The organism is Nostoc sp. JL23, from assembly GCF_017115065.1.
GTDB classification, from domain to species: Bacteria; Cyanobacteriota; Cyanobacteriia; order Cyanobacteriales; family Nostocaceae; genus Nostoc; species Nostoc punctiforme_A.
Genome location: NZ_JABXKN010000092.1, coordinates 184,478 through 195,947 on the forward strand (window position 1 = coordinate 184,478; position 11,470 = coordinate 195,947).

The following is an 11,470-nucleotide window of genomic DNA, read 5'->3' on the forward strand; positions in this document are numbered from 1 at the left end:
ATGCTGAACTTACCAGCAAGCCCAAAACAGCACCTGATTATTTTCACCCGCTATCCAGAACCAGGTAGGACAAAAACCCGATTGATAGCTGTTTTGGGAGATGTTGGTGCTGCCAATCTTCAACGGGAAATGACTGAGCATACAATATTTCAAATTCAAGAATTGCAAAAAGCCATTGACATATCTGTGGAAGTGCGTTTTGCAGGTGGCAATTCGCAACTTATGCAAGACTGGCTGGGGTTGGATTTGGTTTACCAGTCTCAAGGTGAAGGGGATCTAGGTTTGCGGATGGCGCGATCGCTTTTTGATGCTTTTCAATCTGGTACAGAAAAAGTAATTATCATTGGTACAGATTGTCCGGGAGTGAATGCCCAGATTTTAGCAACAGCCTTTGAGAAGTTACACGACTTTGACCTCGTACTTGGGCCTGCGATCGATGGTGGATATTACTTAATTGCTTTGCGCCAACCCATCCCGGAGCTATTCGTTAACATCGAGTGGGGAACTGCTCAAGTATTCCAGACAACCGTGGATATTGCCCAGAAACTTAATTTATCATACGTGAACTTGTCGCCTTTAGCTGATGTTGACCGACCGGAGGATCTGCCGATTTGGGAACAAGCCCTTGCAGGGAAAATAAAGCGATCGCTTTAGGCAATAGAATCAAAGGTCGGTCAATTTAGATAATGCAAGCTAATGGAAAAAGTTTGTAGGCATCACTTTTTCATGAAAATGTGAGCCGATTATCTTGGGGATGAGAATAAGAGACAGAAGCAATAAAATCCTGTGGAATATCAGCACTGTTGAAATAGCTCCTTAAAGCTTTTTGAAGCTGCTTCAGGTTTGGCAACAATTTCGACAATTTTATTGCGTGCATCTGCTTCAAACAGCGCTTCAACTGCAACTTGTGCGACTTTCTGCCTGGGGATACTACCATCAAATAGTGTATCTGCACTCTGCATCACTATGCGGTCGGAGTTGTCTTCATTCTTCAACCCACCAGGCCGCACAACTGTATAAGTAAGACCACTTTTCTGAATATACTCTTCAGCTTGTTTTTTCCACAATAAAATTAGCCAAAACAAGTTTAGCGGATGGAAAAGCCGGGAAGTACACAAAGAAGAAACTAAGATCAGATGCTCAATTCCCTTTGTCTTAGCAGCATCTACTAAATTTTTAGTCCCTTCAAAATCCACTTTATAGGGGCCAGTGGGGTCAAAGCTAGGTTTTGCCCCAGTCGCAACCAACACAACTGTGCTATCTCCCAACGCAGCAGTTAAACTTTCTGGTTGTAATACGTCACCTACCACTAATTCGGCTTCAGGAGACAGAATAGCCCTAGCTTTCTCTATATCCCGCACCAGGGCTATGACGGGAATATTCCGCGCTATCAACTCCTGTACAATCCGGCGACCTGTTTCACCTGTTGCCCCTGCTACAAATGCTTTCATGATAAATGTTATCCTGGGAAACTATTGTGTACTTGTTTAGTTCTTTATTTTAGTAATTCTATGGAGTCGATCGCAGATTAATGAGGTTTCGGTCAAAATGGGATCTGAATGCGAAATGACCCAGGTATGTGGGGAATCATTAATATAGACAACGCCAAAATATACAGTAATGCATTTATGCTTTCAAGAAAAGGCGAATATAAATCCTGGGAAATAACAGAAGCAGTTTTACCTGTAGCGTCCAGCCAAGAAGCCGAGGATACATTAACAGAACCAAATGTAGCGACGCTCACAAAATTTTACGGTCGTTATCAAGATTTTATGGAAATGGCTGCTCCAGTAGAGAAGGTTGCTGAGTATCTCAATTCTCACGCCTCATGGTTTTCGCGCAGCGCTGAACCTATGAAGGTACAATCACTTGGGGAAAATGGCTATGCTTTAACAATTGGTCGTTTTGGTTCTTTCGGTTATGAAGTAGAACCGAAAATAGGTTTGGAATTGTTGCCCCCAGAGGAGGGTATTTACCGCATCCGTACAATCCCCATTCCTGACTACCAGCCGCCTGGTTATGACGTAGATTATCGGGCATCTCTACAGTTAATCGGAAGCGATGCTTGCAGCAGTATTGGCGAAGTTACAAAAGTTGAATGGGAATTGGATTTGATAGTTTATCTTCACTTTCCCCGATTTATTCAGCGATTACCCAAGTCTATAATTCAATCTACTGGCGATCGCTTACTTAATCAAATTGTCCGCCAAGTCTCCCGCCGCTTAACTCGCAAAGTTCAGGAAGATTTTCATAAATCTTTGAGAATACCCTTTCCTGCTAATTTTAAGCAAAAGCGTTGAGTCAATAGTCAGTTAACAGTTATCAGCCTGTTAACTGACAAATAACTTACAGACTATGCTTTAGTGAGAATTCTTTGGACAATTTGCACCCCAGTAACAGCCTGCCAAGCAAAAAGTCCCAAAAGCGTAAAATTTATTAAAATGTGAGTTGCACGCGCCCAATTTGCCCCTTTCTGCATATAAGGGGACAAAGCAGCAGAAAATGCTATTAGACTTGTCATGCCCAGTCCTGCTAACAGGTGAGGAGCGACAAATAACTTACCATTATTGATATAAGTGACAGCCATCCCGCCGATCGCACCTGCTACCATCAAAGCTAGGAGTATAGAACCGATTTGGTAGTGTCTGACGTTATATCTACCTTTAACCAATTCTTTTTTTTCTTCCCCCTGAGCATTTCTGGTACGCTGCAATTGTAGTCCTAAATAGGCAGCATAAATTGAGAGTACTAATAGCGCCCACATGAGCACCGGATGGAAGAAGTTCAGCCAATATTTCACCGACGTAGAAAGTTCCAGACTCATCGTGTTCTCGCCTAATGATTAAATCTTCATAAAAATTAGCATAACTCTATTTTCTGTGCTTAAATTTGCACAAATTAAAAGAGACTCCCCCATCTTCCCCGACTATTTTCCTTTGCCCTCTTGCCAAAGTGGATAAACAATCTCAGACTAAATTTTGAGGGTAGACAAACAAAACCCCCTGTGTGGGATCTCATTCATGACTGAAAACAACGATACTTTGCTGCTAAAAGCTGCTAAAAGTGGCGATATCAAGGGTCTGTGTGCGCTATTGGCTGCTGGTGCGAGGGTGGACGCGTGTGATCGCCAAGGCACCACGGCGTTAATGTTTGCTGCTAATTTAGGCTATACCGAAATTGTGCGATCGCTGCTGGATGCTGGGGCAAATATCAACTTGCCCAGAAAAATCTATGGTTTGACGGCTTTGATGTTGGCAGCTAGTGCCAAACAGCTTGACATTGTACAACTTTTAATATCTAAAGGTACAGATGTCAATGCCACTAATGAAGATGACAGTACAGCTTTAATGGCAGCAGTACTCAAAGGTCATATCGATGTAGTGCGAGCTTTATTGGCTGCTGGTGCCCAAGTTAATATTGCTGATAAAGATAATGATACGGCGTTGAAACTCGCAGTTAAGCAGGGAAAAATAGAAGTTTTACAAGCAATTCTCCAAAGTGGTGTCGATGTCAATATCCCAGATGAGGAGGGTGAGACACTTTTAATGCTAGCAGCAGACTTGGGACATTTGGAGATTGTGGAAGGGCTGCTAGCAGCAGGGGCTGATGTAAATGTGAAAAATGCTGATGGTGGAACTGCCCTATCGGCAGCAGCAGCGGCTGGACACAGTGCGATCGCAGCAGCTTTACTAGATCGAAGTGCCCAGATCAATCTTCAAGATCGAGATGGTGAAACTGCCTTACACCTTGCCGTTGTGGAAGGCTATATTGATGTCGTGCAAATATTACTTAACAGAGGTGCAGATGTCCAAAGTAGCAACCACCTGGGCGATACACCACTGCTTGTAGCAGCATTGCAGGGACATAGCCAAATTGTCGAGGCACTGCTACGTTCTGGCGGAGATATAAATGGGAAAAATCTTGGTGAAGTACCTTTGACGTTGGCTGCATCACAAGGACACATCCAAACGGTGCAAGTGTTGTTAGACTATGGTGCTGATGTCAACATTCCTGGGGATGATGGCAAAACTGCTTTAATTAAGGCAACTGAACGCAAACACAAAGAGATCGTACATTTGCTGCTGGCAAAGGGGGCAGATGTAAATTTTCAAGACTCAGCGAGGGCCACATCATTAATGTGGGCTGCTTCAGCAGGTTATGGCGAAATTGTGCAGTTATTACTCCAAGCTGGGGCAGACGTGAATTTGAAAAATCGGGGCGGTTATACTGCTTTGATGATTGCAGAATTTAATGGTTATAAGAATGTGGTGCAGAGTCTGCAAAAAGCTGGGGCGCAAGAATAGCAATCTAAATTCTTCATTTAAAATATTTTGAGAAATATCTTGACAAATCATTAAATGAAGGTTGCAAGCTTAAATCCCAAGGAAGTTTAAAAAACTAAATCTAGGACGAAGAAACAAAGAAAGCAAAACTCCGTCGTAGCTGTTGTGAACTTGCTACGGCGGAGAAAGAAAAAATTAAAACGCCAAAAGGGAGCAGACCAAATGCTTGCGTCACAAGGATAGAAAGAAAGCAAAAATGAAGAAGTAAATTTACCTTTTACTTTTTACCTTGTACATTTTACCTTTTACCTGCTCTCCCCCTTGGCGTTTCCTACTGTGCTAGATGTGCAAAATATATAGTTTTTAATTGAACGGAAAAGTATTCTAACGATCATTTTTTATGTATTATCCTAAAGGCTAAATACAAACAAGTTACCAAAAAAGCTTGATATACAACCATTTGGGCGGTTGCTACGGAAATTCAAAGGAAAATAAATAAAAATTAAATTTAGTGGAATCACTGTAGTGAATCCTCTGTCACCATAAAATCGAGCATTGACTCATGACTTGATCGAGTATAAATGCCCAATGATTATAAGATTTGCAGAACAACTAGTGTCATATCATCAGTATTTTGTTTATCAGCACCGATGAATTGCTGAACTTGGTCAAATAGGTAATCCACAATCTCCTCTGGGCCATTGCAGTATTTACAAGCCGTATTGAAGCCAGCAACAAAATTGTCTTCATCGAAGCGATCGCCACCAGCAGCAGCGGCATCGGTCAAGCCATCTGTATAGTAGATAATTGTATCTCCAGGCTCTAGCTGTGCCTGGGCATCTTCATATTGGCTGTTAGCATCCAAACCGATCAACATTCCCAAAGTATCTAAACGGGTGACAGTTTTTGTCGCCGCGTGCCACCACAAGGGAGGATTGTGTGCCGCATTGCTATAAGACAGAATTCGGCTGTGAGGATTATATTCTGAGTAAAATAGCGTTACAAAGCGGTGGGAATTTTCCAAATCCGCATACATAACTCTATTTAAGTTTTGTAGAATTCCGGCTGGGGAATTACCATGTAGCACTTCTCCTCGTAGCATTCCCCGCATCATCGTCATAATCAGCCCAGCGGGGACACCTTTGCCCATGACATCTCCAATAACCAAACCCCAGCGACTAGTTTCGGTGCCACCTTTGATCTTGGGCTGAATCTTATTATGATTGGTAGCAATAAAGTCGTAATAGTCTCCACCGACGCGATTGGCAGGTTTACACCGTGCAGCCAGGACTGCACCAGGAATTGTGGGGCATTGACGTGGTAGAAGTCGCCGTTGGATTTCTGCGCCAATTTCTAGTTCTTGGTCTAGGCGTTCTTTTTTTCTTAGTTCTACAGCTAGTTCATCGTTTTCGATCGCTACTGCTGTTTGGTCTGCCACTAACCTAACTAACTTTTGCCTGGTTTCTGTCCAACTATATTCTGGATCGCGGCTCAAGACATAGAGCCATCCCCGTTCTGTATGCTTTACCAGAATCGCCGTACCAAAGATTTGCACATCTGGTCCTAAATAGCGATGCATCTGGTCATCCAAAATCCCCGTGGCATTCGCTAGGGGGGCAGTATTGGGCAAAAGCGTGATTTGACTACTGGCTATTTCTAGCGCTTTGCGGATATTCTTGCGCTGGCCACTATCTTGCCAATGTAACTGTTCTAACCTGACTTGACCATTAGGTTTGTAGAGAAACAGGGCGCTACCGTCTGCATCTGTCACTCTTGTTGCCATCAGCGGAATCAGTTCCAAAAACTGATTCAAATTATTGAAACTTCTCAGGGCAAATCCTAAAGAACTTAGCAAATCTTGAATTTTGTTCTGTTCCCGGTGCAACCTTGCCACGAGTTCTTTGAGTGCCACGACTGGGGTGACATCCGTCGTGGCACTACTATTATTATCAGTGGGTTGAGAAGGCAGTTGAGACACAGGCACGGGTATTATTGCACTTTATATTGGCAGATTTTAGATGACTTATAAATCTTTTGGCTTTGGCATTGCTAAACCATATTTAGACAAGACTTGCCATTTTAGCAAGAGTATAAAGACGTAACAGGCAAATTTTATAAGTATTTTATTTGCTTATTGTATTTCTAATGGAATGTTGGTAATTTCAAATCATGTATTTTTAGTCCAAATTCTACCCGTAATAATTACTATTTTTGCTGATATATCAGAAAGGATTTCATTTTTTCATAACTTAATTACCAAAGCATATCTCTAAAGTCATAAAAATACTTTATTCAAAGAATAATTTATAACGCTTTCAGAGGGACAGTTTGGGCAGAAGCAACTAGGAGACTAGAAGTCTTTTGAGTGAAAACCTCTATAAGCGCTCAAATCGAGCTTAATTTGCTAAAAAAACAGACTTACACTCGTTCCCAAACCTGAGAATATGTAAATAAGTTTTCAAATATTTAATTTGTATACCATAATTGCTGGGATAATCGCCAAGATTGAGCTTTTCCATTTTTAATTTTTCGTTTTGTGAATTTTAAGTTGCTGAAGATGCAAAACTTAAACCCATCAAAACAGGATAAAAGTGAAGTAACTCTATCTTTTTAGTCAGATGTAACAGAGTTAAACCATTCGCCTGTAATTTATTTTAGGTGTGAGTCATTTGGTAAGTGTAAGATATGAATAGAAGAGATGACACTAAAAATAGAAGAAATATCCTCTAAGAACTTTAAGTCAAAAACCAGAAAGAGTTTTTTTAACCATCAGAATTCAAACCTCTCGATAGACGTTGCATGAGTAAGTCGCCATAGCCAACACCAAACACCTATGGAGGAAAAACCTCCCGCGCTGGTTCGCCAACACACTGCTCACCATTGAGATTGCTATCCATCCCACAATAGAGTTGTATTAGGGGTGAGCGTCTCGATTCCCTTTTAAATTGCTGCAATATGAAAGTCTAGGGGCTTTTGTCTGTAACAACTAAATACCGTGCTGCTACATTTTAAAAGCCCATTTAAGACTTCAAAAAGGGCATTAGCTAGAAATTTTAGCAAAAGTCACCCATTTATGGTGACAAATTCATAATTTTAGGACTTGAGCTGTTTCTAGTTAGTTCAAGTGATAATACCAGATCAGTCATCCGTAAATTTATCAGTTTTAGGACTTATGCAAAAATAGCTAAAAAGCTTAATTTATCGAATCTCCTTCTCTGTCACAGGCTGACGCCAATGCGCAGTGTCTCCCAGAGAAGAATCATACAGTATTGCGTAAGTCCTAAGTTTGTTAAGAAAAATTTTTAACTCGAAATTTTTCAACTAACCACTCAAGAGAGCTTCGACAAACTCATAGCTCGAAAAAGGGCGTAGGTCTTCAATTCCTTCGCCAGCACCAATAAAGCGAATGGGTAAACCTAGCTGCTGCACAACGGCAAGGGCAACGCCGCCTTTGGCAGTGCCATCTAGCTTGGTTAAGACAACACCACTGAGTTGGGCAGCTTGGGAAAAAACTTCAGCTTGCCGCAGTCCATTTTGGCCTAAAGTGGCATCTAGAACCAAAAGAGATTCTACTTTGGCATCCGGGGCTTTTTTGTCGATAATTCGCCGGATTTTACCGAGTTCGTCCATTAAATTTTTCTTGTTTTGCAGTCGCCCAGCCGTATCTACCAGAAGCAATTCAGTTTGACGCGCTTGAGCGGCGGCGATCGCATCAAATACAACTGCTGCCGGATCTGTATTCTTTCCCGGATTGGCAATTACATCCACGCCACTTCTACTACCCCAAACCTTCACTTGTTCCACGGCGGCGGCGCGGAAGGTGTCTGCTGCGCCAATCAAGCATTTATAGCCAGATTTTTGTCCCAGATGGGCAATTTTACCAATAGTGGTGGTTTTACCCGCACCATTTACCCCAGTAATTAACCAAATATTTAAGGTTTCTTTTTCTGGGGTAAAGATAGTTTTGTGGGAGGTTTTGCTCGGTGCATCCAGCATATCCCGAAGGATTTTTTTCAGGAAAGCGATCGCTTCTTCAGGTGCGGTAACTTCTTCTCGCAGTTTTGTTTGTAGGGCATTGATAATAAAGTCTGTCGCCTCTACACCCACATCGGCTTGCAAAAGCAATGCCTCAATTTCCGTTACAGCAGCTTGGTTAAGCGGCCCTTGACCAACGATCGCCTTCAGTTGATTGAGAATACTACGGCGAGTTTTGTCTAACCCTTGCCGGAGCTTTTTCAGCCAGGTAATTTCTTCAATAGAAACGTCTTCTGCACTTCTACCTTGAGCTGCTAGAACTTTCGCTGACCAGACAAACCCATCATCAAATAGCAGTCCGGGAATTTCCTCTGCTGTTTCTGAGGTTGTCGCTACTGGCTGTACTACCTCCGGTTCTGGAACTTCAATGGCGGTGGCTATTAATTGATCCAGCTTGGCTTGCCGTTCTGCCGCCGCCCGTTCTAAAAAGGATAAGTTAGCTGGTGCTGTTGGCTGTGTTGCCTCTGGCGTAGCTAGTGGTTCGGTGGGTGTTGATTCAACTTCACTTGCCGTGAGTTCTGGGCTGGAAACATCTGGCTGTTCAACAATTGCTGCCACTGAGGAATCTTCTATAATTTCTTCCTCACTAGCAGCTTGGATAACTTCTGGCTGTGCTGTTTCTACGGTTGTACTAGCAGGTTCCTCAGTTGCTTCTGGTTCAGCGATTTCCGCAGTTACCGTTTCTGCGGTTTCAGGTTGTATTGATGGTGCTAAGGTATCTGCTGAATCAGCTGGGGTTTCTACTACCTCGACTTGCTGTTTTTGCTGAATATTTTTGTAGGCAGCTTTAGCAAATGCCAATAAGTCTGCCGTTGTGTCTGGTGCAGTTTCAGCAGTTGGTGTTGAGGTGTCGGCTGGCTCTGGTTGGGGTTCTTGTACAGGAGGTGTTTCTTCCTGTTTTTTATCAGAGGGAGTGTTAGAGGAATCGTTATGTTGACGACGGAACCAATTAAAAACCATTGCAGCAGTATTGTTTATATGAGTTATGAGTTATGAATTATGAGTTTAATTTAACTTTGTACTTTTTCTTGGGGTGAAAACTTCCGAGCTATCCTCACCTTTCAACGCCAGTTTAAAGAGAATCGTGACAACAGAGAGTTTTTTGCGATCGCGCAGCGTCTCACTTTGAATGACGTTCCGCTTGGAGGAAGCCGCAGAAGCGGCTACAGACTTTTCTCCACGGCAGTATAAAAATTATGAATTCCGCAGCACTACTACGCAGTTTTTTTCTGCTCAGTGACTCGGCGCAAAACACCGTTAATAAAGCGATGACCATCGTCTCCACTGTAGCGTTTGGCTAGCTCCACGGCTTCGTTAATGGCGATACTGTCTGGAACTCCTAAGAACTTCATTTCTGCAACCGCGATTTGCAAGATATCGCGGTCAATTTGGGCGAGGCGAGTTACTTGCCAATCTACTAAGGCAGCAGAAATGAGTTCTTCTATAATGTGTCGATTGTCGTTGACGGTAATCACAAGCTCTTTAGCGTAATTCCGAACTCCCTTGTCCTGATTAGCTAACTGAATCAATACTGGGAAATCAACTGCTGTACCCAACTGATTGATTGCTGTCTGGGTGCAAGCGATCGCTTCTTGAAGCATTGTTCTGGCAGTATTGAGGTCGGAGGCCCGAGTTTGGCTACTTAAGAGGCGATCGTTACTGCGTTGCAGTTCACCTGCGGCATTATCAAGGGTATCTTGAACTTCTGAGGTCAGAGTGCGTACTGCACCTAGTACCAACTTGGATACTAATTGATCGTCTTCCAATTTGTCTAATTTCTTTGGGTTGACTGGCAATTGGCTAAGGCTTAAAAGCGCCAATTCACGAGCAATTTGCTGGGGTTTACGAGGTTGCATAGAACTGAGGGGTGATTGTGCGAGAACTGAATTTACTAGGCAAGACAAACTTATAAGCCTATCAATTTTGGCACAGTTAAACAACAACATTACGCATTTGCTTGTGACTATGCCAGATTGATTCCAGAGAGGCAGAGGGAAGGAGGCAGGTTAACAATTCAAAATTCAAAATTCAAAATTCAAAATTAAAGACATTTCAGACGGGGATTTAAACCCCGACTGAAATGGGTGCTACATGTAGATGTAGAGGTCTTAAACTCCTATATCTCTTGTCGCAACCAGAGCTTTTTCTTGGAGTTTAAGTCAAGATACCAAAATCTCTGAGTTGGTGGCTTGAAATTTAGATGGAGTGCGAGCTGCTATTGTTTATTCCAACCTCCTGCCTTCTTCACGTTTCTTCGACGGGAATAACCTGCTGCTTGATTTCTTCGTGTTTCACTTCCAATGTGGACTCTTTGGAGAAAACCAAAGGCGTATTGGAGGCGACAATGCCACCTGATACAACTATTTTAAAGGCGTCTTCAATCGACATGGAGAGGTTCACTACCTCGTCTTCAGGAACGACTGCGTACCATCCAGTAGTCGGATTTGGGGTGGTGGGGATAAAAACACTTAGTACAGGGCGAGACATCTGGGCTTGGATATCACTGCTGATTGCACCAGTAACAAAAGCGATCGCCCAAATTCCTCGGCGAGGATACTCTACCAAAATTACCCGGCGAAACTTGCCATTAGAATCTTTCAGTATTGTTTCTAAAAGCTGTTTAAGAGTTTTGTATACCTGCCCTGCTAAAGGAATTGCCTGTAATAATCGCTCACCAAAATCTAACAACCAGCGCCCAGCGATATTTCGAGCCATCAAGCCCATCAGCAATATACTTAGTAATGGTACAGCCAAGCCTACCAATAAATTAAGTATATTTACTAAAACTGGGTTTAAGCCATCAAAGGGATTCAATTGTTTAGGAATTTGGGTGAGGAAGTTGATTACCCAAGTCGCAATGGTAATTGTCAGCCAGATAGTGGTTGCTAGGGGAATTATTACTAACAAACCAGCAATCAGGTCGTTTTTTAAGTCCTGTTTTAGGCGATCGATTACCAAGCCCCGATTCTCCTGTTTTAAGCTAGAGGAACTTTTGTTATTCGTATCCATACCAGCAGATTCGTCAAATTCCGAAGGCTTTAACTTTGGCAGATTCTGCCGCAAGTAACTGTCTAAAACGCTAGCAAGTTGCCTGCTGCTGGAAATCAGCTATTTTCCTATAAGCATACACATAGACATTAACCAATCCGATG

Annotated in this window: 9 protein-coding genes; 3 read left to right on the plus strand and 6 right to left on the minus strand. The window is 42.6% G+C overall.

The window, feature by feature from the left end; genetic code table 11:
- Window positions 1-654 (plus strand): TIGR04282 family arsenosugar biosynthesis glycosyltransferase, encoded by a 654-nt coding sequence (locus HWQ42_RS18630; RefSeq protein ID WP_292814782.1) that lies wholly within the window; start codon window positions 1-3, stop codon window positions 652-654.
- A 140-nt stretch (window positions 655-794) separates the two neighbouring features.
- Here HWQ42_RS18630 and HWQ42_RS18635 read toward each other — a convergent pair whose 3' ends face one another.
- On the minus strand, window positions 795-1,451 hold the full coding sequence (locus tag HWQ42_RS18635; protein ID WP_292738340.1) for an NAD(P)H-binding protein: 657 nt from the start codon (window positions 1,449-1,451) through the stop codon (window positions 795-797).
- Window positions 1,452-1,628: 177 nt separating this feature from the next.
- Here HWQ42_RS18635 and HWQ42_RS18640 point away from each other — a divergent pair, with 177 nt between their 5' ends.
- Complete coding sequence (locus HWQ42_RS18640) at window positions 1,629-2,300, plus strand: DUF1997 domain-containing protein (RefSeq protein ID WP_292814784.1); 672 nt, start codon at window positions 1,629-1,631, stop codon at window positions 2,298-2,300.
- A 53-nt stretch (window positions 2,301-2,353) separates the two neighbouring features.
- On the opposite strand, the gene HWQ42_RS18645 is transcribed toward HWQ42_RS18640, so the two are convergent.
- A complete protein-coding gene (locus tag HWQ42_RS18645; RefSeq protein WP_292814787.1) occupies window positions 2,354-2,824 on the minus strand; it encodes a DUF4079 domain-containing protein in 471 nt (156 codons plus the stop codon).
- A 196-nt stretch (window positions 2,825-3,020) separates the two neighbouring features.
- On the opposite strand from HWQ42_RS18645, the gene HWQ42_RS18650 reads away from it, so the two are divergent.
- Entirely contained in the window at window positions 3,021-4,304 is a 1,284-nt protein-coding gene (locus HWQ42_RS18650; RefSeq protein ID WP_292814790.1) for an ankyrin repeat domain-containing protein, read from the plus strand.
- Between the two features lie 571 nt (window positions 4,305-4,875).
- Here the strand turns inward: HWQ42_RS18650 and HWQ42_RS18655 are convergent.
- The 4 genes from HWQ42_RS18655 to HWQ42_RS18670 all read right to left on the minus strand — a co-directional run bounded on the left by HWQ42_RS18655 (window position 4,876) and on the right by HWQ42_RS18670 (window position 11,327).
- Complete coding sequence (locus HWQ42_RS18655; protein ID WP_292814792.1) at window positions 4,876-6,267, minus strand: PP2C family protein-serine/threonine phosphatase; 1,392 nt, start codon at window positions 6,265-6,267, stop codon at window positions 4,876-4,878.
- Window positions 6,268-7,604: 1,337 nt separating this feature from the next.
- Window positions 7,605-9,278, minus strand: coding sequence for a signal recognition particle-docking protein FtsY (gene ftsY / locus HWQ42_RS18660; protein WP_292814794.1), 1,674 nt, complete (start codon window positions 9,276-9,278; stop codon window positions 7,605-7,607).
- Between the two features lie 254 nt (window positions 9,279-9,532).
- Complete coding sequence (gene nusB, locus HWQ42_RS18665; protein ID WP_292738334.1) at window positions 9,533-10,174, minus strand: transcription antitermination factor NusB; 642 nt, start codon at window positions 10,172-10,174, stop codon at window positions 9,533-9,535.
- A 388-nt stretch (window positions 10,175-10,562) separates the two neighbouring features.
- On the minus strand, window positions 10,563-11,327 hold the full coding sequence (locus tag HWQ42_RS18670; protein WP_292814796.1) for a DUF502 domain-containing protein: 765 nt from the start codon (window positions 11,325-11,327) through the stop codon (window positions 10,563-10,565).
- Window positions 11,328-11,470: the final 143 nt, after the last annotated feature.